At 36.7% G+C, this 25,294-nt stretch carries 19 protein-coding genes and 1 pseudogene; 8 read left to right on the top strand and 12 right to left on the bottom strand.

All coding sequences use genetic code 11. The features are described from left to right. Positions 1 to 2: 2 nt before the first annotated feature. The 5 genes and pseudogenes from MKY30_RS07940 to MKY30_RS07920 form a co-directional block, all read right to left on the bottom strand. On the bottom strand, positions 3 to 1,697 hold the full coding sequence (locus tag MKY30_RS07940) for an ATP-binding protein (protein ID WP_341083374.1): 1,695 nt from the start codon (positions 1,695 to 1,697) through the stop codon (positions 3 to 5). Further along, on the bottom strand, positions 1,672 to 3,828 hold the full coding sequence (locus tag MKY30_RS07935; protein WP_341083372.1) for a Mu transposase C-terminal domain-containing protein: 2,157 nt from the start codon (positions 3,826 to 3,828) through the stop codon (positions 1,672 to 1,674). The genes MKY30_RS07940 and MKY30_RS07935 overlap by 26 nt, the downstream gene beginning before the upstream one ends. Beyond that, positions 3,825 to 4,187 (bottom strand): annotated as a pseudogene (locus tag MKY30_RS07930) (TnsA endonuclease C-terminal domain-containing protein); the annotation flags it as partial. The pseudogene MKY30_RS07930 and the gene MKY30_RS07935, both read right to left, overlap by 4 nt. A gap of 510 nt (positions 4,188 to 4,697) precedes the next feature. Further along, entirely contained in the window at positions 4,698 to 5,615 is a 918-nt protein-coding gene (locus MKY30_RS07925; RefSeq protein WP_256708504.1) for a helix-turn-helix domain-containing protein, read from the bottom strand. 235 nt (positions 5,616 to 5,850) lie between these two features. Further along, on the bottom strand, positions 5,851 to 7,947 hold the full coding sequence (locus tag MKY30_RS07920; protein ID WP_341083370.1) for a peptidoglycan D,D-transpeptidase FtsI family protein: 2,097 nt from the start codon (positions 7,945 to 7,947) through the stop codon (positions 5,851 to 5,853). 569 nt (positions 7,948 to 8,516) lie between these two features. Here MKY30_RS07920 and MKY30_RS07915 point away from each other — a divergent pair. The 8 genes from MKY30_RS07915 (at position 8,517) to MKY30_RS24115 (ending at position 15,097) form a co-directional block, all read left to right on the top strand. After that, on the top strand, positions 8,517 to 9,212 hold the full coding sequence (locus MKY30_RS07915) for a response regulator transcription factor (RefSeq protein ID WP_341083368.1): 696 nt from the start codon (positions 8,517 to 8,519) through the stop codon (positions 9,210 to 9,212). Positions 9,213 to 9,215: 3 nt separating this feature from the next. Then, a complete protein-coding gene (locus tag MKY30_RS07910) occupies positions 9,216 to 10,151 on the top strand; it encodes a sensor histidine kinase (RefSeq protein ID WP_341083367.1) in 936 nt (311 codons plus the stop codon). A 137-nt stretch (positions 10,152 to 10,288) separates the two neighbouring features. After that, a complete protein-coding gene (locus MKY30_RS07905) occupies positions 10,289 to 11,212 on the top strand; it encodes an ATP-binding cassette domain-containing protein (RefSeq protein WP_341083365.1) in 924 nt (307 codons plus the stop codon). Beyond that, positions 11,205 to 11,882, top strand: a complete 678-nt coding sequence (locus MKY30_RS07900) for an ABC transporter permease (RefSeq protein WP_341083363.1) — start codon at positions 11,205 to 11,207, stop codon at positions 11,880 to 11,882. The genes MKY30_RS07905 and MKY30_RS07900 overlap by 8 nt, the downstream gene beginning before the upstream one ends. A gap of 53 nt (positions 11,883 to 11,935) precedes the next feature. Further along, entirely contained in the window at positions 11,936 to 12,301 is a 366-nt protein-coding gene (locus MKY30_RS07895; RefSeq protein ID WP_341083361.1) for a DoxX family protein, read from the top strand. Between the two features lie 571 nt (positions 12,302 to 12,872). Then, positions 12,873 to 13,583: a DNA alkylation repair protein gene (locus MKY30_RS07890; protein WP_341083359.1), complete on the top strand. Its 711-nt coding sequence runs from the start codon at positions 12,873 to 12,875 to the stop codon at positions 13,581 to 13,583. Between the two features lie 44 nt (positions 13,584 to 13,627). Next, positions 13,628 to 14,539 (top strand): SDR family oxidoreductase, encoded by a 912-nt coding sequence (locus MKY30_RS07885; RefSeq protein WP_341083357.1) that lies wholly within the window; start codon positions 13,628 to 13,630, stop codon positions 14,537 to 14,539. Between the two features lie 441 nt (positions 14,540 to 14,980). Continuing rightward, positions 14,981 to 15,097, top strand: coding sequence for a 2Fe-2S iron-sulfur cluster-binding protein (locus MKY30_RS24115; RefSeq protein ID WP_445667714.1), 117 nt, complete (start codon positions 14,981 to 14,983; stop codon positions 15,095 to 15,097). Between the two features lie 1,216 nt (positions 15,098 to 16,313). Here MKY30_RS24115 and MKY30_RS07880 read toward each other — a convergent pair. From MKY30_RS07880 to MKY30_RS07850, 7 genes are all read right to left on the bottom strand, one after another. Next, a complete protein-coding gene (locus MKY30_RS07880; protein ID WP_341083356.1) occupies positions 16,314 to 17,825 on the bottom strand; it encodes a Tn7-like element transposition protein TnsE in 1,512 nt (503 codons plus the stop codon). Positions 17,826 to 17,841: 16 nt separating this feature from the next. Continuing rightward, complete coding sequence (locus MKY30_RS07875) at positions 17,842 to 19,734, bottom strand: TnsD family transposase (protein WP_341083355.1); 1,893 nt, start codon at positions 19,732 to 19,734, stop codon at positions 17,842 to 17,844. Positions 19,735 to 19,746: 12 nt separating this feature from the next. After that, positions 19,747 to 20,217 carry a hypothetical protein gene (locus MKY30_RS07870; RefSeq protein WP_341083353.1) on the bottom strand — a complete coding sequence of 157 codons (471 nt, stop codon included), beginning with the start codon at positions 20,215 to 20,217 and terminating at the stop codon, positions 19,747 to 19,749. A gap of 62 nt (positions 20,218 to 20,279) precedes the next feature. Next, the gene (locus MKY30_RS07865; RefSeq protein ID WP_341083351.1) at positions 20,280 to 21,350 is read right to left on the bottom strand and encodes an ATP-binding protein; all 1,071 of its coding nucleotides are present in this window, start codon (positions 21,348 to 21,350) and stop codon (positions 20,280 to 20,282) included. Then, positions 21,343 to 23,433, bottom strand: coding sequence for a Mu transposase C-terminal domain-containing protein (locus MKY30_RS07860; RefSeq protein ID WP_341083348.1), 2,091 nt, complete (start codon positions 23,431 to 23,433; stop codon positions 21,343 to 21,345). The genes MKY30_RS07865 and MKY30_RS07860 overlap by 8 nt, the downstream gene beginning before the upstream one ends. Positions 23,434 to 23,476: 43 nt before the next feature. Continuing rightward, positions 23,477 to 24,310, bottom strand: coding sequence for a TnsA endonuclease N-terminal domain-containing protein (locus tag MKY30_RS07855; RefSeq protein WP_256708493.1), 834 nt, complete (start codon positions 24,308 to 24,310; stop codon positions 23,477 to 23,479). 15 nt (positions 24,311 to 24,325) lie between these two features. Further along, positions 24,326 to 25,132 (bottom strand): hypothetical protein, encoded by an 807-nt coding sequence (locus MKY30_RS07850; protein ID WP_256708492.1) that lies wholly within the window; start codon positions 25,130 to 25,132, stop codon positions 24,326 to 24,328. Positions 25,133 to 25,294 lie beyond the last annotated feature (162 nt).

Raw genomic sequence — 25,294 nt, 5'->3', positions numbered from 1 at the left:
TCCTAGTAGAATTCCTCCAAAGGATTTTTAATGTATCCATTTGCTTTTAATAATTCATAGGGGTGTTTCTTTTTGTCTAACGCTTGCTTTCTTAGCTTTAGCAATGGTAGAATCTCTGCATTTTTTGCTTTTGCCTTTGCTTTTTGATCTTTCTTTTGTTGATTTAATGCAATCGCCTGCTGAATCACATCTGATTTAAGTTGATGAAATTCAGTATCAAGTGGATTTTCCTCAACTATTTTTTGTGCGAGCTTTTTAATATCGTTTTCTTTCAAACTATCAAAAATACCAAGGGCTGCCACTTCAACACTTAAGTTCCCAATCATGTCTTGACGTTTATACTCGATTGTATTTTGGCGCTCTTTAAATGCTTCTTGAATACGTCCTGTCATTTCAGTATTTCGCTTGTGATTCAGCATGACTTCATCCAAGTTAATCATAATATCTTCATATTTCATCATATCGGCAAAATTGTTCGTCCGAATAGCTGTCATCATTGGTTGAATCGTTTGCATATCTTCCCTAGCAGTCTTTTTTAATACTTGTGGTGTAATGATTTCAGCCGGGTTGTCCTCATCAAATAATACTCGTTCTTGCGCTAGAATAAATAGGTTCACGGCAACAGCAGTAATCCCTTGGCATTCATAATAAAATGCCTTCTTTGTCTCCTCTGTAAGCTCAGAATGGGTTTTTAAACACTGTAATTCCCAAAGTGTCTCTAGGAAAAACTCCCACTCTTCACTATTTTCGTCCATACGATCCCAAATAATAGCTCCATCACTCGCTGCCCGTCTTGCTTGTCTGAAGTTTCCTTTGAATAGTTTTTGTGCTTTAGAAGTTCCGATTAAAACCGTAGGAATACCAACTGTATTAGACAGTGTTACAAAAAAATTCAACATTTCTTCCTGTTCATTTTTGGAATGTAGTAAGTGCTGGATTTCATCAATTACTAGAACACCGATGCCGTACATACTTGCTAACGATGTCATGTGCAATAACATTGTCGATGTCACACGGTTCAAATAACCGTACTTTTCTAAATATCGAGTGCCTAGTAAATCATCAATTGCTTTGAAAAAGCTTTTGCAAAGTGTAGATAAACTTCCATCATACGGGCAGTCAATTTTAAGCCAAACAATTTGAGTTCGATTAAACGGTTGTCCTTTGTATTCTTCATGCTTGATCACTTGTGGATACATAAGCAAAAGACGTTCAATTGCTGTTGTTTTACCAATTCCTGAAATACCGATAATGGATAAGCTATCGGCAGTTGAACGAATATAATTTAGTCGTTCATCTATATATTTGTGAGCTGTTTCCTCTTCTTCACGCAATTCATGCAACACCCGAACACGCTCTAGAAATGTTCTATCTAATGGATTTCGCGCCAAGTAACCTCTTCGAATCAATGTAGACAATCGACGTTCTACCTCGAAATGAATCGGTAACGGCTGGATAAAATTCCTTACACGTTTTAAGACGTGATAACGAATATTCGTTTCACTTAACTTATCTTGCTCACTAATTCGTGGAGTCACCATAAATCGCTCTAGCACATCATCCTCATTAAATATAGGTGGAAGAGCTTCGATGAAAGGATTATTGGTATATTCATTTAAAAGTTGCTCCTTATAGACAGCTTTCTCAAAATCCCCTTTTAAGACAACCATGTCATTTGTCTTTCCCAAATTCCTCATCTCGCTTCTTCTTTAGTTTTTCCATAAGACGTGAGCCTGGTTTCTTAGGTGGTGTTTCATCAATCTTCTCTTTTGTAACAAAGTCGATTACGTCAGCTGATTCACTAGCCTTATTAGGTAATAAATCAAACTTTTCAGCTTCACGATTTAACTGTTTTTCAACATCCTTATTTTCACGAATAGCTGCTATTTTAGCTTTCTTACTAGTTGGCTGATTGAAAGATTCTTTTTTGTTCTTCACGGCTTTTTTTATAATCTCTTCCAATGCTGCATCAGTATTTACCGTAAGCTGAATTTGATTTGTTCGTTCCATTTCTTCTAGTTCATTCCGAAGATGTTGCTGAAAGACAATTTCCTCCAAGAAGTCACCTTTATATTGCTGACTAGGCTCTAATAAAATACACGTCTCAAAATCTATTCCGTTATCGTGGGGAATATAGATTTTTTCAATATGTCGTGGATCATAAACGATTTCTAGACTTCTATTTTTCAACTTTAAATACCATTGCTCTTCAATAGCTTGACGAGAACCATAAAGAAGATTTTTAAACTTAATTCCAGCTCTTGAAATTGTCGCTTTCCCACGTGGAAGCACGTTCAGACGAAGAATATTTCGATCAACTGTTCTTAACCTTCCTTTACGATTTTGAATACCCCAATTCCATAAGTTAATCGGAGTTGGCACTAGTCCATCAGCCACCATTTCTTTTTCAACAGGATATTTATCAATGACCTTTTGGTTATGATGAAGCGCCATTGTAATAATTAGAGATGTAAATTCCCTTAAATTCAGCGTAGCATTTAAGCGATAATCCTGATCTCCACGTTCTCTATATTCCTTTTGAATTGCTCCGGGAGCTTTTTGCTTTACCTTCCCATTAAACGTACGGAATTTCCTTTCAACAATCCCTTTCAAATCTCCACGATAAGCTGTAGTATTCTCAATTTTAATATTAAGATTGTTAATTAAATTCTCTACAGAATAGCCTTCAAACTCACCCCGGTCGGCGATAATAATTTCAGGCAAATGATGTGTTGGCCATTGCTCAGGTGTAATATTAATTCCATATTGCTTACAGAACCCTACTTTGTCAGCAACCATATTATCTAAAGCCATCATTGCATCGATCCATGATGGACCTTCTAGTCCAACATAAAGACCTGTAATAATACGTGAATACACATCAAGTACTGCATAAATAACTGGTCGCCCAATTACTTTATTTACGTCAAGTGAACTAACTAAATAAATATCTGCAATGGTTGCGTCAAATTGAAATCTTGTACCCGGACCATTTGTTTCTGATTTGGAATCACTTAAAATCGGACGATGTTTCAATTCATATTCCTTTGTACTTTTACGGAACTGAATATCCTTTTTCGGGTCTTCAAGCTTTTTAAACCAGTAGTAAAACTGATGGTACGAGGGAATTCGAGTGGCCTCCCAAATACGGTACTTTAGCTCACCATTTTCCTTATAGCGATCAGAGTAAAAGTCACGCAGCATGAAATTATAAACATCTCTTAAAGAGTAATTATTCTTTTTCCTGTAGTACTTGTTGATAACGTGCTCAATTTGGACCTTTACCTCGTCAGTAATGTTAATACCGGTTTGATATTCATTATTTATGTTTATCTTTCTAGGACGACCCACTTTCGCATTTGTTAGAGCCTTCGCTCTTCCTTTACCACCCGAATTAGAGTAGTCAGGTAACATGGCATTTTTGGTCATACCTCGTTGCCAATAGCGAGTTAGTAACTTTTTAACCTTTGTCTTGCCTAAGTTGCTGTCCCGAACGATTTCGCGAATTTTATTTTCTCTTCCTCTTTTGTAGAGCAAATCTTGCATATTCGGAACACAGTATTTTTGTATAGTTTCCCAATCTTCTTCACGCTTACGAATTTGCACTTCTGTTAAATCATTTTCATAAATCACTTTTGCATAAGGATCACTAATCGCAAGTAGCTCTCCTTGATTCATATCTGTAATTAGGTTGGAATATAGCTCCCTCTGCGGCATAGCACTACTCGTGTCAATATTAACAATATAGACATGTGGTTCTTTAATATAAATTACCCGAATCCTTTTCGAATCGATTACATATTGAAATACTTGATTAATATAAATCATCCGTATTTCACCTTCTCTAAATTACCTTCATCAATACACTTAATATCAATTGTTTGCTCTAAATCAATCGGCTTTTGCATATCAATGACTACAATTTTTCTAGCAAGCAAGTGATAAAATAGTGTAACACCACTTCCAAAAGGCAAGTGTGTATCTGCATCAAACCCATTAGTAATTTCACGGATACTTCGTGAATTATTCAATAGGCGATTCATAAGAGACATGGATAAATCCTCAATATGTTGGTCATCCATTTCTTGATAAACATCATAGCTACGAATATCAAAATAATCATGGATATAACTAATATTTCTAGCCATTGTCTTATGAATTTCTTCCTCTGTTACAGTTGCCCAATTTGTTCAATGAAAATAAAGTCGTTTAATCTTGAAAGTCAAAAACCGCATTCTTCCGTTGAAAGGTTCGACTTTCTCAAAAAATAGTTGTTTAATTTTCATGTTCGATTCATAATTATGGACAGAATTTGTGGTAAAAAAGTTGTTTAAAGTTATTCTACAATCGCGCCTGTTTGAGGAAGATCTGATGAACTCTCTACCTTCAAATTTCGCCAAGTTTATTTGTCCTTTTTGACAGTTAAATTTCTAACAATTGGCTTCTATAGGTATCTCATACCTTTTGTTTACCTACTTATTTTTTAATGAGACTAAAAAAGCCTAGATACAAGAACAAATATATTTAAACCATAGGTCAGGGTAGCTGCATTGACGCCGTTCTACTTACCCAAATTGCAGGTTTGCTGACCCTATTAGATGTCTTTGGCTTCATGACCAACGGGTCGGTGATAGCGTTTTTTAGATGTGTGCCTTTCTGACGCTATTTTTTGGCTAGTCTTGTCCCAGCCTCTTGCTTCAATCTTTGCTACTTTTCCAGGCCGTATAAGCGATTGTAAAAACGACGGCACCCAGAAACACCAACCACCCAGGATGCCAGGCATTCCAAATAAAACCGATTGCCAGAAAAATAACAGTCGCCAATGGCCAAATTACCGCATGAATCCAGTCATGTTTGCTCGATTTCTCATATTTCTCATATTCCTTTACATATTCTTCATTGTTGGTAACCAATCGCTCGCCCTCTATTGCCGACCCTGCAATAATGAACAAGTACACAGCAAATGCCCATGTTAGCGGCATTAGTGCTAAGAGGGGATCTCTGTCTGCATGACCTGTGTCGTTAGTCAAAAAAGGTATCCCAAAACTTAATATAATGATCACAATTCCGGTGACGATTAATATTCCATACCTTTTACGGTTGGCCAAGCTTTTCTGTCTAAAATCTTGAATAAAAGAATCATCAAAAATTAATGGCTGTGTTTCAAGTTCCTTGTACGCTTTTACGCTTAAGCCTTGCCACACCAAGATAGCCACTCCAACAGCAACAACCATCATAAACAACACATAGCTAAACGTTTCTTGAAAATACATAGGTAATAAGATCGAGGCTATAAGAATAGCTACTCCAGCTGCGATATTTTTTGCGCCCTGCTTCTTATTTAACAGATAGGCTTCCACAACTTCCTGACTGGCATAATAGCCTTCCTCAGTCGTTCCTTGTTCCCCAAAGGGCTGATCCTCATCCTTTAATAGGTAATCGAGCGAAACCTTGAATAGCCTGCTCATTTTCACCAGTTTTTCTGTTTCCGGAAAGCCTTGACCGTTCTCCCATTTACTTACCGCTTGTCTGGAGACTTGAAGCTTTTCGGCAAATTCCTCTTGGGACCACCCTTTTTGTGCTCTCAGTTTTTTTAGTTTTTGATAAAATTTCATCCTCTTCACCTCACTCTTATAGTAAACCGACGGCCATTATCCTTCTACCTATCAGAGGTTGCAACCTTGCCATTTTACGGTTGCACCTTCTTTTTTTGCGTAGCATCGCGATTTTTCTCGTTGCAAGCACTCGTTAAGTGAGCATTAATGGTGGGACACCTAGTTGAAACCGCTTCAGCATAACCTGGCATATCGAAAAAACTTCCGTCCCAATTAATTGGACGGAAGTTTTTTATTATTCCTCTTCACTAACTTCTGCTTCTTCATCATGATCTTCTTTTATGTCAAAGTACGTATCTAAAATTCGCGAACCAATTTTACTGTTAATCCCGTCTCCTGTATCTATTCCTACACTTGGCACAACTACTGCGAAAGCAACCTCCGGCTCATCAAACGGCGCATAGCCGACTAATGTCAGGTTATTGAGATCTGCCAACTTCTGTCCATCTTCATAAATTGAAGTCTGTGCTGTACCTGTTTTTCCAGCCGGGTTGTATGATTTACCATTAAAATAGCTATATCCTGTTCCTCCATTTTCTTGAAACACACGGCGGAACCCTTCCTGCACCCTGCTGATTTCATCGTTAGTCATTTTAATCCGATTCATTACCGTTGTATTTTTTGTATAATACAATGGTCCAAGCTCGTCTAAAGAGGCAATTGGATCACGGGCTTCTTTTAAAAAGTGCGGCTGGACACGGTAACCGTCGTTGGCAATGGTGGATACATATTGCGCCAGCTGCAGTGTTGTATACGTATCATACTGTCCGATGGCAAAGTCAAGAATATTTCCTGGATTTTCCGGTGTCTGGCCTCTTACTCCGGTACTTTCATATGGGAAATCAATTCCTGTCGATGCACCTAAACCAAATTGATTGAAATAATTTTGTAAGCTCTGCAAGGTTTCAGCCTTATTTATATTTAAATTGGCATTCCCAGGTAATGGATGGCGGTAATCTCCGCCCAGACGCAAGGCAACATAAAACATATAAACGTTTGAAGATCGTTTCAATGCATCCAGGTCAGTTACACTTCCCATATTTTGAAAAGATTTTTTCGTTACTCCTCCTGCCAGTGTTATTGGTGCATCATAGAAAAATGTTTCAGGTGAAATAACTTCCGAATCATATCCGGCAAGAACGGTGGCTCCTTTAATACTTGAACCAGGTTCCGTAGCATTGGATAAAGCCATAAAGGAAGCATCGGTATATTCGTCTTTTTCTTTATCATAATTCACACCGGAAATAGCCAGGAGTTCTCCTGTTTTGGGATTCATCACAACCGCATAAGCATTTGTTAAATACCGGTTATCATAAGGATTACTCGCTTTTGCTGATTTCAGCTCCTCCAGGACAATTTTATCAACTTCCTGTTGGAATTCTAAGTCAGTTGTTAAAACTAAATCCTTTCCACGCTGGCCCTCAACAATAGTCTCTGAACCGATAATGGTCCCATTCTGACGCGTCGTATACTGAATCTGCTCTTTACGTCCGCGCAGAAAGTCTTCATATTGTTCTTCCAGACCGTTTCTGCCGACGCGGTCATTCCGGCTGTAGCCTTTCGTCAGATAAGTGCTCATATCCTCTGCCGGAATTCCCTGTTCCTGGCTGGAAATGTTCCCTAAAATAGTTGATAATGTATCTCCGTTCGGATAAACGCGATTCCAGTCTGTTGTTGCATTGATTCCGGGAAGTTCATCCAGATGCTCAGCAACAGAAGCATATTCCTCTGCTGTTACGCCCTCATTTTTAACTATCTGCGGCGTCAGTGCATATGCTTTATCCAGTTCTTTTTTTGTAGCAATAATTTCTAATTCTTCATCGGTAAAATCTGCAATTTCTTCATCGGTAATTAATTCCAATGTGGCAGCATATTCCTCTGAAGCATCCATCTCCTCTGTATCAATTTTTTTCAGCCGATCCTCTATCTCCTCTTGATGAAGCAGTAAATAATACTCTCTTTTATCTCTATCTGTGATTCGATCGATTTTTTTCTCGTCACTCATATCGATGTATTTAACTAAAGCTTCAGCTACCTCTAATCGGTCCTTTGCCTGAACGTCCTTAGGGGGCGTATATGTAATGGAATACATAGCTTCATTATCGACTATGATGTTCCCATTTCTGTCATAGATTTTCCCCCGGGGCACCGGCACACTTGTTGTGTCTAAATTCGTTCTCTCAATTTCTTCCTGATAAGATTCTCCGTTTAAAATTTGAACAACACCTAATTGGAGTATGAGTGCAGAAAATAATAAGAAGATGGCAAAGAAAAGGATATTCATACGCACAGGAAGCTGGGCCCGTTTTTTCTTTTTCTTCTTGTCTACCACTTTTCTCCCCCTTTACATGTATTTTGGCCTTACATGGCTTAGATTCTATGATTTGTTTAAAAAGCAAAAAAAATGGAATGATGTATAGGCATCTTTTTAAACATTTCAGTTATCAATACTACTGTTTGATTTTATCAAACTTAACGACTTTTTTCGTCCGTGAAATCCTCTTTTAATGCTATTTTTTGTTTTTTTGCTGGTCCGATAAAAATATTACGGATACAAAAATAAATAATCGCATGTCCTGCTCCAAAAATCTTTTTTGATTTTTACAGCCAAACGTATATATATCTCTATTCTACATTATTCTAGGTATTCATTCACATGCACCTCCTAAAAGCTGAAAATAAAGTTGCGAAGTTTAACCTCCTTAGATATGATAATCTAAAAGGACGTTTTTCTAGAGAAAGCATATTATGCGATCAGACCAATTATTATAGAAGAGAACATACAGAATAACCAAACTTTTTAGGATAGAATGATTTAATTGCATATAGTAAAAAGCGTGTCCTTGTACTTTTCGCTAAAGTATCGTGTAGTTTTAATCATAAAAGAATGGATGTTTGATTATGCAAAAGAAGATATTAATTGTAGAAGATGACATGGAAATAAGTGAAGTGGTTAAAGGGCACTTAGTACAGGAAAATTTCACAGTGCTGACAGCTTTTGACGGTGAAGAGGCACTTGAACTCTTTGAAAATACGCCAGTTGACCTTGTATTACTCGATTTAATGCTTCCAAGGCTGAATGGAATAGAGTTGTTAAAGAGAATGAGAGAGAGAAGCTTTGTTCCAGTACTGATTATTTCAGCCAAAGAAAGTGATGTTGATAAAACGTTAGGTCTTGGTTTAGGTGCGGATGATTATATCAGCAAACCATTTTCCATTGTTGAATTAACGGCAAGGATTCATGCTGCTATTCGCAGAGCTACGCAGTATCTTCCTGGAGCAAGGGAATCTTCTTCACATATCATTCAATTTAAAGCACTGACGCTTGACTTGGATGCGTTTTCAGCAAAATTAAACGAGAAAAATATCCAACTCACGTCAAAGGAATTCCATATTTTAAAGCTTTTTATGCAGAATCAAAGCAGAGTTTTTACGAAAGAACAAATATATCAATTAATATGGGAAGAGGATTACTTTGGTAATGAGAATGCCATTAATGTTCATATTCGAAGGTTGCGTGAAAAGATTGAAAAAGATCCATCAAATCCGCAATATATACGGACAATTTGGGGGATTGGCTATAAATTAGGGGAGTAAGGTATGAGTTTTTTTCTAATAGTAATAATTATTTTTTTGCTACTCGTCATCGGATGGAAATATGTGTCCATGCAAAAATTGAAACGTGAACTTAACGAAATGCATGATAAATTATCTAATATTATCGAACAGGAATCAGCTAATAAAGTGTTAATGCAAACGAATCGGACATCTATTCAGCAAATGCTTATTCAAGTGAATCGTCTTTTAAGCCATAACCAAAAGGTGGTTGCTGATAACGTCAGAACAAAAGCAAGTATGAAAAAAATGCTCTCCAATATGTCGCATGATTTAAAAACACCACTAACCGTTATTCTTGTATACATAGAGAAGTTAAACAAGGATGAGACAGTTTCGGAAGAAGAGCGATATGAGATAATGACGCGCCTTCATGAAAAAATACTAAATGTCATCGGATTGATGAACAAATTTTTTGACCTTGCTAAGCTAGAGTCAGGTGACGATGATTTTCCAATCGGTCGATTATCAGTCAACGAAATCTGCCGGAAGAATGTATTGGAGTTTTATCACTTGTTACAAGAAAAAGGTCTCCGTGTAGAGGTAGACATTCCAGAACAGGATTATTTTATTCTAGGTAATGAGAACTCGTTGAATCGTATTTTGAGCAATTTAATTTCAAATGCGATTCATTATGGAAGTGATGGCGGTGTAATTGGCTTAACGATTCGAGAAGTAGGTGAGAATATTGCTATTGATATTTGGGATGAAGGTAAAGGGATTGCAGAACCACATCAAGATTGTGTATTCGAAAGATTGTATACGATGGATGATGCAAGAAATCCAGAATTTCAAGGGAGCGGCCTTGGCTTAAGTATTACTAAACGTTTAACTGAAGCAATGAATGGTGAGATTAAACTAATCAGCCGACCGTATAAAAAAACAGTGTTTACATGTATTTTTAAGAGAATAACGTATTAGAGACTTCCAAAGGGGTGTTCATCAGGAACAGCCTCTTTTTTGTAATTAACGCAAACTTAAGAAATTTGTAAGGAATGAGAAAGAAAAAAATTAATTTCAATTATTACAATAAGATATAGTTAAGGAGGGGCTAAATCATGGAATATATCGTTCAAATGAATCGTTTAACGAAAAAAATTAAAGAGAAAGAGCTTATATCCGATATAAGCATTCATATTAAAAAAGGTGAAATTTATGGGTTACTCGGTTCGAATGGGGCAGGTAAAACAACCATTTTGAAGATGCTTACGGGTATAACAAGACCTACAAAGGGAGAAATTTTAATTTTGAATAAGAGATTGGCGGAACAAACAAAATCCGTATTGGCAAGAGTGGGCAGTATTATTGAATATCCGGTCTTTTTTGAACATTTAACTGCATTTGAAAACTTAAAGCTGCATTGTGAGTATTTAGGGTTTTTTGACGAACATGAGATGAAACAAGCGTTACAACTGGTAAATTTAAAAGGAATTGAAGAAAAAACTGTAAAAGATTTTTCTCTTGGAATGAAGCAACGGCTTGGGATTGCGAGAGCGATTATCACAAAACCTGAACTAATCGTTTTAGACGAACCGACAAATGGCCTAGATCCAATTGGGATTAAAGATATGCGTCATTTAATTGGAATGCTCAATCAAGAATATGGGATGACTTTTGTTCTTTCAAGTCACATATTAGGAGAATTAGAGCAAATTGTTGACAGAGTTGGTGTGATTCATCATGGAAAATTATTAAATGAGATCACTTTGGCAGATATTCGAAATGAACGTTCTGATTATATCGAGCTTGTGGTGACGGATGTTAAACAGGCTGTTTATTTACTTGAAAACGATCTCCACCTTTCGAATATGAAAATTATTCAGGATCGTAAAATTCGCATTTATGATACGGCCTTTACTCCAAACGAAATTTCAAAAACACTTATTCTTCATAATATTGAAATTGAAGAAATAAAGAAACATTCCAATTCATTGGAAGATTATTTTTACCAACAAATAAATGGAGGAAATGGCGATGATTAAATTAATGCGATTAGAGTGGAGAAAGCTAAAACAAAAATCGGTGATTGGGGAAGTGATAGTCTATCCACTTATAATAATGTTTTTGCCCATTTTCTTTATAGAAGTCCTTAACTATGATTTTGGTCAGAGTTATGCTGCAGTTATTGAGTTGAATTTCTTCATTCAAATGGGATTTATCTTATTTGGAGCCTCTTTAATCAACCAAGTTTTTATTGATGAATATAAAAATAAAACGATTTCTTTATCCTTTAGTTATCCGTTCAGCCGAAAAAAACTGTTTGCAGCGAAAATACTTTTTATTGCAATGTTTGTATTTCTCCTTACTATGGCCTCTTATTTATTAACAGGTATTGTCACTTATTTTTATGATCAAGTCCATTCAATTATAAACGGTGATCCGACATTTTCAGATATCATCACTTTTTTTAGTCAGATGATTTTTCGCTCATTGATGATTACCTTGATTAGTTTTATTCCGCTCTTTTATTTGGGAGTTTGGAAAAGAGCGACAGTTCCAACTGTAATTGTTGCTATTGTTACGATGCAATCATCATACCTCTCATCAATGTTAAACCTTAATTTTAACCTAGTTCTTGTGGTGCTGTGTCTGTTAGGAAGTCTTAGTGTCTTTCTTTCTATTGTTACAGCGGAAAAAACCGGAGAGATATAATTTGCTAATATTACTAAATAAGATTCAAAAATTAAATGTATGGAGGGATTATTTTGGTTATTTCTTTTGTTTTGCAGTTTATACTGATTGTTATATTTGTAAGTGTTGGCATACAAAAAATATTGGGGCATGAACAACAGATTTCCATTTTTAAGCATCTAAAACTTCCTCAGTGGTTTCGGGTAGTAACCGGTTGGGTAGAGGTAGCTGGTGTTGTGGGATTGATTATTGGTTTTTGGTTACCGTGGGTTGTGGTCATCGCAGGACTATGGTTTGCAATTACTATGTTGATTGGAGTCATCGTACACATCAGAGTAAAAGACTCGTACAGTAAATCCATACCAGCGTTCATATTGTTGATCATCTCTGTTACATTGAGCACACTTAACTTTTTTGAATTACAGAATATGCTTCCGTAGATAGTGCCAATGTCACGTACAAGTATTTGGATTTTACAGATAAACTGAAAAAAATATTTAGGGGCTTAAGTCAATGATATTTTAATGGAAGAGCTTAAGTGAAAGAAAATCAGTCTTTTTCAAAAATGAATGCTTGTATTTTTCTGCAAAAATCCAAGTTTGCAAGGCGTTTTGCAAAGCTGCAACTGGAATCATTTTAATATTTTTCTATCACTGTTTACAGTTCCGTTGAAGAGATCGAAAATGTTTTACTTGATGTGTGATTTAGCAATATAAAAGAAATTTCACCCTCAAACTACTGTTATAATAATCATGAGTGGATTCGGAATTTTGATTGTGAGGTGATTTAAATGTTATTTAAAGACTAATATGCTCTTTATACAGTCAACGCAGGATGGCAAGCAGCACGCCAGATGGACGTTTTTATAAAATTAACATTTCGCCTCTTTTTTATTGGCGTATTCTTGCAAAAAACGAACAGCCTGAGGGAATCAAGCAAAAATGGAAAGTAAGTTGTCAACCTTTTACTGGGGCTTAAAACTTTATTATTAAATGAAAAGAGGTTAACCAAATGACAAATCATACCGCTGATGGTTTTATTCAGGAATTGAAGCAGCATCAAAATGAAGCAGAAATAGAAAAAATGAAAAAGTTTTTTAAAGGTTCAGATGAAAACACGAAGTGCTTAGGTCTTAACATGCGTACGGTATTCCAAATTGCTAAGCAATTTACGGATATGCCTTTAACCGAAGTCGAACGGCTGCTGGAAAGCGATTATTATGAAGTGAGAATGGGCGCCGTGAGCATTATGGATTTTCAAGCCAAAGCCAAGAAACTACCGGAGGAAAACAGGCAAGCTTTGTACGAGCTGTATATACGGAGACATGATCGAATCAACAACTGGGATTTCGTTGATCGTGCCGCTCCTTCTGTAATCGGAACTTATTTGCTGGATAAACCGAAGGATAAACTATACGAAATGGCACACTCTTCTAATATTTGGGAACGAAGAACAGCTATGGTAAGTACGTATAGCTTTATCAAAGCCGGAAACACGAAGGACACATTTGCTATCGCTGAGATACTAATAAACGATCCGGAGGAATTGATCAATAAGGCCGTTGGCAGTTTCATTCGTGAAGCAGGTAAAAAAGACGAGGACAAGCTGAAATCTTTCCTGAATAAGCACACTCGCACCATGCCTAGAGTCACATTAAGATACGCTATCGAGAAGTTTGATAAAAATACAAAGGATTACTACTTAAATTTAAAAAAGAGTTAGCACTATGATAAAATCGATTATTAGAGGAAGGGAGGTCGCTAATTATGAAACCTTTATCAGGAAAAGTGGCGTTGGTTGCTGGAGGGACCCGGGGAGCAGGCAGAGGCATCGCAATTGAGTTGGGGGCAGCAGGAGCAACTGTCTACGTGACTGGCCGTACAACACGGATGAGTCCCTCTGAATATAATCGTCCAGAAACCATTGAAGAAACTGCTGAACTAGTTGATCAGGCGGGCGGCATCGGGATTGCGGTACAAGTCGATCATCTCGATCCCGTTCAGGTTCAAGCTTTAATCGCAAGAATCGAACGCGAACAAGGTCAACTGGACATTTTGGTTAATGATATCTGGGGCGGCGAATATATGGTGGAGTGGAATGTTCCTGTATGGGAGCATTCGTTGGAAAACGGTTTGCACATGCTGCATTTGGCCATTGATACCCATATCATTACAAGCCACTACGCGCTGCCGCTGCTAATCCGCAAGCCCAACGGACTCGTTGTGGAAGTCACGGACGGCACGAAAACCTATAATGAAACAAACTACCGATTGTCGTTATTCTACGATTTGGCGAAGAACTCCGTCATACGAATGGCCAAGTCTTTGGCACATGAACTCGCCCCCTACCAAGGAACTGTCCTATCCGTATCGCCAGGCTGGCTGCGCTCCGAAATCATGCTGGAGGAATACGGCGTAACCGAAGCAAACTGGAGAGATGCGCTCGTCCGCGAACCGCATTTCATCATTTCCGAAACGCCTCGCTTCATTGGTCGCGGGATCGCAGCATTGGCTAATGATCCTGACGTCGCGCGCTGGAGCGGACAATCCACCTCAAGCGGTGAGCTTGCAAACGAATACGGAATAACGGATCTCGACGGATCTCGACCGGATGCATGGCGCTACATCGTCGAAGTTCAGGATGTAGGCAAGCCTGCAGATGCTAAAGGGTACCGGTAGATCTCAACCTTGAATACATTGAGCAGTCTAAAATATACTATAAAAAATAATGACATCAGAACGATGAAGAGAATCCAACTCGGAGGCGTTTTCGTCAAGGGAAAGTCGTTCTTCCTAAGTTAATCGGACCCGCCTGTTACTGCGGAACTAAAGATATTAGACAGTTATGCTGTTCGATCAATTTGGGTGACACCACGAGAATAGCGCACTTCGTCCCAATCCGACGAGAGCGCTTGGGGTGTAGAAATGGCGGAAGATATTCAAATCGATATTTTTAGACAAGATAATCCTCTGGGTCAAGACTTTTTTTAGAATCGTTCTCTATTAATCATCGGCCAAAGGTGTAAGTAATTGCCGCCTTAATAGACACCCGGATGAACCCTATAAATAAAAAGGGAAAGGAAACGCCCCCGTTGTGGGGACATGAGCTGACTAGAAGAAGTGTGTGGAGCTTGTTCAATAATAATCAATGGAAAGCCCAAGCAGGCCTGCTCTATACTTATAGATATATTAGAACACCAAATAAATCTCGAACCTATGAAGATGATATCCATATAATCCTTGTCAATTTCCCCTAAGTAATCAAAATGCTGTTTCAAGGCATAACAGCAGTACGTCTTTTGAGTATCGCTACTCTTTCCAGTGTTATTTAAGAATTTGAGGTATCTTGCCACTGGCTTACAGGGATATCCTGTGATCCCATTAATAAATACCTTCTTTTATTTTCATCCAACCACACTTCTTGAGCAAATCTATCTGTATTTGAATTTTCCTCAAGCTAACTTCTTAATTCCCGTCTTGTCTTAACTCCAATCAAATTCTTAATTTCCATTTTGAACATATCCTTTCCACATCATTAAGGGTGGTTTTACCCAATAATCTTCACTTTCATGATTGATGATTTATTCCATAATACCAGCTAATAAGAAGTCAACCCATAAGTGTAAAGTTGCACACTATTCCAGCCAGAAACGGGTGATTTTTTGCAAATTAGAACGGATATTTTCATGTTATTTCGGCAAAAATCTGGCGTAATACACAAATAGATTACCATTTAATTGCAATTATGTGTTGCCGGCTTGACATATAGCCTCTGTGACCATGGGTCGTTGTGAAAGCAGATAACTGCAAAACACCGATTTCACAAGGCGTATAGCCTACCATGCCCACTTCTCTATGTAAAGCCGTGTCACCGATTTTTCTTAGCATTCTTCAATCTGAATTACTGTGCTAATGTGAAACTGAAATAATGTGGATATTTACACCATAAGGGTAAAAAAGTTCTACTATGATACAAGAGCCTTCCGGATAGGAAGGTACACTAGGGAATAGAAGTTCCCGTTGTTTATACCTCTACAAAGGCTTCTATACGCTTAAGCATGTAAAAAAATCAATGAATCAGCTTATTCATGCAGGCCCCCATCACAACTTTATGGGGTTTGTCTTCTACTCTCTTGTTATACGAGATCATCTGATAATCCCCCAATCAGCCTCACCCATGTTCCTGTAAGTAGAGGGTAACATTTTTGTGGACGGGATCAATTAAAGTCCCACCGGCTCCTTCGTTCCCCTCCGGCTACCTCGATTAAACCATTAAAAATGGCCAACCTGAAAATAAAGATCTGATTGACCTTATACTACGAACTGGTCCGGTTGCTAAAGAATATTAAGTTATTTTTACCACAAAAAGACGCTTTTGACAAAGGCATACATCAAGGGGATACAAATTCGTATCTTTTTTAAGAATGGCCGCGACTTTATTTTAAATCAACAACTATAGGTAGCATATTATCCTTTGGGTCCAATTCTTCACGGTCTCATTATAATGTCTGATCTTGTTGTGTACCTGATTTTTTAAGAATGAATTACTCCAACTTCCACTATTAAAAACCAACTTTGTTAATAATCCTTGAATATGAATTTCACTTTTATGGACTGATCCCGATGAGGGTATAATTAACGTTGATAAGGAACGATTATCTGGCACAGCCACTTCAACTATAAAGGACTCCTTCATTCCATTATTTACTTTAACAATAGCACAAATTCTTCTTCTCCCGTCTGGCAAATACGAAAACTTCCGTCCTAAAGGAAGGTAAACAAAATTTATGGATACACTCAAATGGCTATAATTAGCAGCAAGATACTTAATCATCGCAATGAATTTATCCAATCCATAGTTCATATGTGTATCTGCGATTTCCATGGATTTAAACTCTATAGGCGTTATTTTACCGCCAAATATTGATTCGTCTAATCCAGCAACACTCTGGTTCATTCCTCCCCCACGGCCAGAGTTTGAAATATATTCATCTCCTTGGTTCACATTTTGTTCTTGTTTTGGTATTCTATTTACTATAGTTGATTGACGGAAAGCTATCTGAGTGAGTTCTATATCAATGACCGGTTGATTTGCATCCTCTCGTGATCGCTCTCCGCTGTTTTCATTTAATACATGTTCCTGCGGCTGATTTTGTTTTGACAGTCGCTTTTTTCTTTTATCTGGTGTATACAAACGTCTTTTTATTGATTTATGTTTTATATTTAATTCTTTAAATGGTGGATCAGCAAGGTCTGATGCCAGCCATTCTAATATTAGTATTTCGTCATTTTTTCGTAATCCTCTAACGGTTAGGTTGAATTCTTCTGTATCTGGCATTGTCATTTCCATTGGAGTTCCTTTTAAATTTGGACCATTTATTATCATTGCATAAGCATTACTTTGAATGGAAGAATACGATTGTTTCATTTCAGGATGTAAATATAGCCATCCAAAATAACGTGCAAAATCATCTGTCATTATTGTGCCAGGAATTTCATCGGAAAAATTAATCGCTGCTTTTCGGTTTTGATTGATAGATACTTTATTTACTAAAAGATCTAGCCCGTTTGGTCGCAACAATGCATTTGTAAGGATCTTATTAATTGCAAACAATGCTCTTATCAATTCTGTTTGTGGAATATGATACGTTATACCACCTGATTGAAATGACCACATATGTTGATTCATTAACACTGGTTTCTTATAAAGAAAATAATTAAAGTTCCTACAAACATTAATCGCTTTCGAAATGAATCCATTTTTCAAGTTATCCACTTGAATTTCGTATAATGTACCTATCTTTTGTGTTTGTATTGGCAATCCATCGTGATAAGGAGTACCTATTCTTAACAAAGGTAGGGCTGCAATAGGTAGAGAAATAATTATGCAATCATTTCTATAAACAAACGCAGCTTGTATGCGCCATTGTTTATTTTCCAATTTTACATTTCCAATCCAATGCAATGTTGCTACTTCTTTTTTAAAAGGCCATGGTCTGATTTTTAGAATCTTGATCACCTGCTTTGTAGTTCAATATTTCTGTTTGCAATGCAATTTGTACTTCCTCGCTTACGTCATTACGGATTCCGGCTAAACGTCTTACTTTCCACTCTATAATTTCTTCCCCTTTAACTTCCAATTGTCCGCATGCCCATTTAATTCTCCTTATTTGAAACTGATATCTTGATTCAATATGATCTTCTATATACTTTTTCGTCTTTGGTAATTTTGCTAAATGCTTTTCAATGAACGATAACTGATTGATTTCTTTGCCAATACGAGTTTTATTCACATAAATTGGTTTATCATAAGCGTACAACTTATTGATTGTCTGCTGTACTTGAAGTAATATTTCTTCATCCCTTTCTGTCCAGTCCACTCTTCTTAAAGTGTCAGCTTTTCTTTCTTGTTTCGGTGAATGCTCTTTAAGCCATTTTCTATTGTTTCGATAATGCCAAGCATATAAGGCAGGTACTATTTTTCTTAATTGAGTAACTGATTTTTCTGGATGCATTTGTATCAAATCCAGCCATTTCTTTTGCTTAGTTGAAGTCATATCCTCAGTAGATTCTTCAAAAATGCTTACATCTTTAAAAGTGGGACTAGTTGTGTATTTCTTAACCGTCCCTATATCACACTGCAATTCCTTTGCAGCTGAATTCAAACTTTTCTTTTCTATATGAACTAGCTTATTTAATTTTGATTCCCATACATCTCCAAATTGTTTAATACGACCAACCTTTAATTTATCTTCTTTAACTTTATCAGGTCCTCGTCTTGAATAAACAAAACCACAGGAACAACTAAATGTAGCCACAGGGCGTCTTGTATCTGTGCATAAACTCATTCGCAAATCTGTAATGAATCTTTCCTTAAAGTGACCCGCAGCAGGGTTTAAACAATAATAGGGGGCTTCTCCGAATGGCTGATACTCTTTAGATGCAAATTTATAAAATGTCTCTATTGACTCACCAAGAAAATGAATAAATAAAATATGACGCAAAGGATGAAAGGATTTACGGTGCTTTCGAGTGATGTTTTTAAGCCAGCAAAATGAATTTTCATAACTGACTGAAGATTGGACGACACTCAAAAGCTCCTCGCCATAAAACAACTGAAACTGCTCAGCTAACCTTTTTTGATCGACTTTTCCGTTAATATTTGAAAAACCTTTCTCTTTTAAAAGATATTGATAGGCTTTTTGGATGCCTTCAAATGTAAACAGGAAATCAGACGATATAAGTTCCTGACTTTGTCTAGCAATCATGTTTAAAAAAGCTTTAGTCTTGTCCGAATATGAAGCCTGTAGAAAAATACTTGGACAGTTATCTTTTGTGGCAGCAACAAATTTATGTTTTTCAGTGTTTCTGTATCTTACTGTTGAATCACATAAATAATCACCGTGTTTCAAACAAGTGAAAACACCTGGAAATTGATGTGATACATGCCAGTAAGGTTCCCCCTTCTTTTGCATGTCTTCTTGAAGGCATGTCGGACAAAACCGGAGAAACGTCCACTCCTGTACCACACTCGCTGCTATTCCCGTCATCGTATGAATAGCACCCGGTTGATTTCCTTCAACCATTGCCTGATATACTTTCTCTCTTACGGACTCCGGTTGAAAAGCTGTATAATAACGAAACAGCGTATGATTCAAAATAAGGTTGTCTAATGACTGTATGTCAAAGTGCCTGATGCGGTCATAAACCTGCTTTAATTGTGTTGGTAAATCTGGAACAGCCACAGCACTGGTCGTTCCAAACAATTCCTTCATCGTTTGTTTTGGACTGACATTTGCGGAATGAACATGATAACGAGCAAACCAGCTGTACAACAACTCATCTTCATAAAGTGTTGGAAAATAGGCATGCATTTGTTTTCCCCCTTAGATTGCAAAATCATCCAGTGGCGATTTGATGAAACCAGCTTCTTTTAAAGATTCATAAACTGATTTCTGATTCCTTTTTCCTTTATCTATTATCAATTGTAATTCGTTCTTCTTAGGGTTATCTCTTTTGGTTTTCTTTGTCTCTTTCTTCTCTGTGAACATTTGTAATGCTCGTCCAGTAACTTCAGCTTCAGCACTGCCGGGCAATTCATTGATGGCTTTGACTGCATATTTTTCGGCAAGTGAAGGTTCGATATTTAGGTTGATTAACGTTAGTATCACTTTTTTAATCAATGACGTTTTTTGCTCTTTTCGATTATTCGCTATTTGTTCCTTTTTCTTTTGAATGGACGCACGCAAATCAATTTTAGACTCGTGATGTTTCAAATAATCAGCAATGTCCATTGGCATAATATCTTCATACCTCTCCAGTTCAGACAATTGACCATCTTTTAGTGCCTTTAACATTGGCTGTACTAGCTTAAGGTCATCTTTAGCTACTTTACTTATAAGTAAAGGTGTTATTGTTTCTACCCCCGTTTCAATAGCTCTCCCTTGCGATAAAGCAAAAAGTTTTCGGCAATATCAATAATGCCTTGGCTCTCTTCATAAATCGCTTTATTAAGTTCATCTGTCAACTCGACTTTGTTTTGAAGCCCTTGATACTCCCACATGCTTTCAATCAGCAAATCCCAATCATCATTTTTCTCCATTTGCTGCCACACCATATCACCCTGACCACTGCCTCTTCTGGCTTGCCTAAAGTCCTGCTGTAGAACGCTTTTAGCACGCATCGTTCCAATCATCATGACAGGTATTCCAATTTCGTTAACAAGGGTTACAAAGAAATTCATCATTTTTTCCGAGTTATTATCCCGAGTTGCCAGTAAATGTTGAATCTCATCTATTACAAGGGCTCCTACACAATGCAATCTAGCAATTTGCCCCATCCTTGTTACCATCGAACTGATGGAGTTTCTTCTACTTCCGAATCGTTCATAATAATTTGATCCTAGAAGTTGATCCATTTTCAAGAAAAAGTCCATACACAATGATTTCAGTGAACCGTCGTGAGGACAATTTAACTTCAACCAGACAACCTGGGTAATATTTAAAGGGTGCTTGTGTATAATTAATTGTGGATATAATGATAGGACTCGCTCAATCGCTGTTGTTTTCCCTATTCCTGAAAACCCCATTAATGTCATACTTGATGCAGTAGAACGTATATCGTTTTTTGTTTCTAATCCGTGTAACTGTTGATGCCCAGTCGCAAGGCTTTTAGTAAATTCAGGAGTTAACGGGTTTCGACTTATATACCCATGCCTTAATAGACGAGAAAAGCGTTGCTCTAAGTCTAAATGCTGCATAACCGGTTGAAAGAAACGGTTAAGTCTCGGTATAGCATGGTAACGAATATGAGTAGGTAGGAACCTCTCTTGTTCATCATAATTAGGATAATAACTGAGTGCATCAAAGGATTCTTCCGGAGATAAAATATTAGGCAATGCTTCGATTAGTTGATTACCCTTGAAATCAATTACTTGCTGCTGTCTATAATTAGCTACTTCAGCACTGACTAACCGCTGTTCTTCACTCATCCCTTTCTTCCTTTCTTCTATTAAATAACTCCCTTACATTCGGCCTTGAAAAGTCTTGATTGTTTTCTTTATTGGATTGAAAAGAGAGTATTTCCGTTTCTTTCATTTGTTCTTCTTTGTCTTTTTCCAGTTGAAAAGCCTCTTCAGATTTCAGACTTCGCTTTTCATTTCTGCGGTGCTCCTTTATACTCCCTACTTTCTCCGCTTTGCTTAATGTTTGATCTTTTAATTTCTCTTTTCTTTTAGAAGCATTAGCTACGATCGATTCTACCTCAGCTATATAATCAACGTCTTTTTGCAGTTGCTGGTGACTCACACTTTGGGCTAATTGTTTTTCTTTTTCCACTAGATACATTACTTCCTCTAAACTTGAATGTTCATATCGTTTAGATGGTTCAAGCATAAAGCATTTATCATATTCATTGGAATAACTATCAATCCAATAGGCAATAGACATATCCCTTGGGTCATATGCAATCTCAACTTTCCATGATCCTTTTTGTCTAGCAGTTTCAAACCATAACCCTTTTACTGCCCGTTCACAACTGTAATAAATCCCCTTCATTCGGATACCTTTATACGTAACAGTTGCGGTTTCTCTTGGCATTAAATGTAACTTTACAATGTCCTCTGGAAAATACTTGAGTTTGCCCGTCCGATTTTCCATTCCCCAATTCCAAAGTTTAAGTGGAATAGGCAATACATCATCATGAACTAAATCCTCATCACGTACGTAATCTTTCAAATAGTGCTTTTGATTGTAGTATAAAATTTGCTTTATAATAATTTTTGTAAATTCATCTAATGTCAAAACTGCATCTAAACGATAATCCCTTGTACCACGCTCTTGAAAATCTTTATCTACATAACCAGGAAGCATTGGCTTAACTTTCATCTGAATCAAATCAAAATGCTTTTCAACTACTCCTTTCCAGTCAGCACGATATGGTGCAGCATTCTCAACATGAAGATTAAATGCCTCGATTAAACGTTCTACATTAAAACCTTCAAATTCACCCCTATCTGCCAATAGTATTTCAGGTAAGTGCTCACAAGGCCAATCATCTTTCGATATTTCAATGCCATACTGGGCGCAAAATTCCTGTTTATCCATTACTGTATTTGCTAAAGCCATCATAGCGCCAATCCAAGATGGGCCTTCCAAGCCTATATAATTACCTACAACCATACGACTGAAAACATCCATCACTAAGTAGATCACAGGACGTCCAATTATCCAGTTTGGATTGTGTTTTGAAATTAAGTACACGTCCCCAATCGTTGCGTCAATCTGATAACGGGATCCAGGTCCAAACACTTCTGAAAGTGAGGAGCCTAACACAGCTCGGTGATCTTTATTGTATTTTTTCCTTCCTTTTCGAGCATTCAGTGATTCCGGTACAGTATATTCTTTCTCATACCAGTAACGGAATTGGCGAATACTAGGCATTTTTTCTTCGTCTTGAATAATCACCTTCTCAATACCATTTTCATAGTAAATATCCTTTGCATAAAATTCTTTTACCATCATTTTATAAGCATCAGTTAATCTATTTTCTTTGGAGGTTAAATAATATTTTTCAAGGGCAACACGAAACAATTTCTTTGTTTTTTCATCTACATTAACACCTGTCGCCGCATATTTCGGAGGTCTACCTCTCTTTTTTGTTCCAGAAGTTCTTTCCTTACCTTTAGCTCCTGAGTTTTGATAGTCTGGTAAAAGAGCATTAATTGTTTTCCCCCTTTGCCAGTATTTGCACAAATACTTTCTTACAGTAGGGTAAGAAACACCATAGGTCTCTCTTGTTTTTTTTATATAGGTAGCTCTTATATTTTTTTCATAAATCCCAGGCTCGTCTAGAACCATTTCTTTAATGATTTGCCATGCTTGATCACGAGAATCAATGTGCTTCTGCGTGTATTCTTCAATGGTATTAACGATGAAGGGATCCTCTTTAAGTTTAATTAGACTTCCAGTAACAATCTCTTCCCTTATTTCTAAGATCATTCGTTTAACAGGAAGTGCCTTATCGTCGTTTAAATCAATGATATAAGCTATCGTATTGTTATCATCTATCCACAAAATACGGGATATTTTATCATTCGTAACATCCTGTAGAATTTCATTAATAAAGAAATTCATGTAGCCCACCTCTCTTCTTCGGGATCAGAGATAATACCTTAATAGTTGATAGGTCAGAAGTTAAATCAAACTTTTGTGTCATATCTAGTTTGACTAACTTTTTCGCAATAGAGTGACGGTAAAGGGCTAAAGCTGTTCCCTTTTCAAGGTGATAGTGTTCATCAAACTCTTTTAAAGCATTTAAAATTGTTCCGTTACCTGTTTTTAGTCTTTCTAAAAGGATAGATATAAAGCTACTATCTGTAGTGTCAGCGAGTATATAAGAAGATCGCAGCCATTTTATATTTTCAATTATTGTTTTGGGAAGATCTTTTTCTGTTACAATAGCCCAATCAACATCTTGATTTTCCCAATATGCACGTTCAATTTCAAATTTTTCAATAACTCCAGAACTATTAAGCTCTTTTTCTGGTTTAATAGTTCTGGCAATATACTTAACTTTTGAATCATACCGTAATGTAATAAGAAAATCTGTTGTCATTACGATCGGGGTCTGTGTTGTAGATTCTATGGGGTGCGTAATGTTCATGTCTTCAGCAATTTTTGTGGTGATTTCCCTATTGATGGGAAACTGCTCTCTAATATCTATTACATTATCTGACCAATCAAGTAAGCAAAAATAGTTGTATTCAAGATCAGATAAAAGATGATGCTCACGTTCTGTTTTCCAACCGATGTCTCGATGAGCGCGACCACTGGACGGAACATCTTGAATCGTTATCCAAGGCTTATAATTTCCTAATTCTCCTTGGCCACGACCTTCTTTATAATAACGAGCTATTTTCTTTTCAGTCCAACCTGTTTGGCGTTTAGGCATATTAGCAACCTCCTTCTACATTAATAAAAAGGTAATTATATATCCAACTACTCCCGAGAGTACAGCTCCTAAAAGGAATATCAAAAGATTATACCCCCAATTTTCCTTCATTAATTCATACAACCCTTGTGGAGTAAAACCATAGATTTCTCTTAAAGTAGCATCGGTTTCTAAGTTATTTTCAATAATTCTTTCAACAATAATATGCAGTATATCCACCTTTCTTAATGTTGATTGGTGAAGCTTTACGAACTCCTTATTTTCAAATGCTTCCGCCTCAGCTGCACCACTGAGAAAATCCTTCTTGGTTATGTTATTTTTTTCAATTAATTTTTCAAATCTTGGATGTTCTTTAATGTAGGTTCCATAAATATCAACCATTTTTCTAGCCAAGTCATACTTATTATTGTCATGGATAATAGAAGGCGTTCCACCAAGAACGCTATACCGATGGTTAATGGCCTCAAATCCAAAATTAATATCTCTCATATTCCAATGGATCCATTTAAAGTTGATATGAGTTGAAACAAATTGATAAAATTCATCTAACATGGATTTTTCTAATTCATTATAGTGATCTTCAATGCTATTCAATTTACCTTGTTTCTCCGCCACTTTATGAATTGAAAAGGAAATAGTTTGTCCTGTATTGAAATACCTTACTGCAATAGATGTAATACGTGGCGTTCTCCCATCTTTAATATTATAAAAACTTTCGCAAGAGTAATGGATAATTAATAGATTAGAGTGTCTTTCTACTAGCTCATTTAGCTCCTTCAAAGCATTTTTTCTTCTTTTGATCCTGTATTTAGCATTAGCCACGTATTTATCACCTCATATTTTAATGCAATAAAAAACACACGTTCGATTACATTAATTATAATCGATAACGCGTGTTTTTTAAACATCTTTATTGTAAATTAAACAACTTTATTTGTAATTAAACGACTTTATTGTCACTCAACATATACATTAATATTTTTT

The sequence above is a fragment of the Oceanobacillus sp. FSL W8-0428 genome, assembly GCF_038004405.1.
GTDB lineage: Bacteria > Bacillota > Bacilli > Bacillales > Amphibacillaceae > Oceanobacillus > Oceanobacillus sojae.
Note: the sequence above shows the minus strand (reverse complement) of the source record. Positions and strands in the feature narration are given on the sequence as shown.

Excerpts from the sequence above, each read along its gene's own strand:
- MKY30_RS07940 (WP_341083374.1), bottom strand. The coding sequence starts at position 1,697 with ATGAGGAATTTGGGAAAGACAAATGACATGGTTGTCTTAAAAGGGGAT.
- MKY30_RS07935 (WP_341083372.1), bottom strand. The coding sequence starts at position 3,828 with ATGATTTATATTAATCAAGTATTTCAATATGTAATCGATTCGAAAAGG.
- MKY30_RS07925 (WP_256708504.1), bottom strand. The coding sequence starts at position 5,615 with ATGAAATTTTATCAAAAACTAAAAAAACTGAGAGCACAAAAAGGGTGG.
- MKY30_RS07915 (WP_341083368.1), top strand. The coding sequence starts at position 8,517 with ATGCAAAAGAAGATATTAATTGTAGAAGATGACATGGAAATAAGTGAA.
- MKY30_RS07910 (WP_341083367.1), top strand. The coding sequence starts at position 9,216 with ATGAGTTTTTTTCTAATAGTAATAATTATTTTTTTGCTACTCGTCATC.
- MKY30_RS07905 (WP_341083365.1), top strand. The coding sequence starts at position 10,289 with ATGGAATATATCGTTCAAATGAATCGTTTAACGAAAAAAATTAAAGAG.
- MKY30_RS07900 (WP_341083363.1), top strand. The coding sequence starts at position 11,205 with ATGATTAAATTAATGCGATTAGAGTGGAGAAAGCTAAAACAAAAATCG.
- MKY30_RS07890 (WP_341083359.1), top strand. The coding sequence starts at position 12,873 with ATGACAAATCATACCGCTGATGGTTTTATTCAGGAATTGAAGCAGCAT.
- MKY30_RS07885 (WP_341083357.1), top strand. The coding sequence starts at position 13,628 with ATGAAACCTTTATCAGGAAAAGTGGCGTTGGTTGCTGGAGGGACCCGG.
- MKY30_RS07875 (WP_341083355.1), bottom strand. The coding sequence starts at position 19,734 with ATGCATGCCTATTTTCCAACACTTTATGAAGATGAGTTGTTGTACAGC.
- MKY30_RS07870 (WP_341083353.1), bottom strand. The coding sequence starts at position 20,217 with ATGTTAAAGGCACTAAAAGATGGTCAATTGTCTGAACTGGAGAGGTAT.
- MKY30_RS07865 (WP_341083351.1), bottom strand. The coding sequence starts at position 21,350 with ATGAGTGAAGAACAGCGGTTAGTCAGTGCTGAAGTAGCTAATTATAGA.
- MKY30_RS07855 (WP_256708493.1), bottom strand. The coding sequence starts at position 24,310 with ATGCCTAAACGCCAAACAGGTTGGACTGAAAAGAAAATAGCTCGTTAT.